The sequence below is a fragment of the Bacillus cereus group sp. BfR-BA-01355 genome (assembly GCF_022663675.1).
Lineage (GTDB): Bacteria > Bacillota > Bacilli > Bacillales > Bacillaceae_G > Bacillus_A > Bacillus_A thuringiensis_S.
Map to the genome: position 1 here is coordinate 1 of NZ_JAKUFY010000340.1, position 351 is coordinate 351.

Sequence of the window (351 nt, forward strand, 5' to 3'; positions counted from 1 at the left end):
TTTAACATATTCGATACTTGCAAATCCTCTATACCGATAACATCGTGGTTTTTGATGATTTCAGTTGAAATTTTGTCCAAGTAATCTTTTCTAGCATTTGATATGTATTCATGAATTCTAGCTACCTTTACTCGTTGTTTATTCCAGCGAGAAGATCCTTTCATTCTTCTAGAAAGAACACGCTGTGCTTTCGCCAACGTATCTTCTAATGATCGGAAAAACTTCGGATTTTCATAGTGCGTTCCATCTGACAAAATAGCGAAATCTTTTAGTCCTACATCTATTCCAATGTAAGAATGTGTTTTCGGAAGTTCTTGTACTTCTGTTTCAACTAATAGTGACACAAAATAT

1 protein-coding gene is annotated in these 351 nt (G+C 34.2%); it reads right to left on the reverse strand.

Annotated features, from left to right (window positions below; genetic code table 11):
- On the reverse strand, positions 1–351 hold a 351-nt coding region (locus MR167_RS31940; protein WP_242316275.1), incomplete at both ends, for an RNA-guided endonuclease InsQ/TnpB family protein.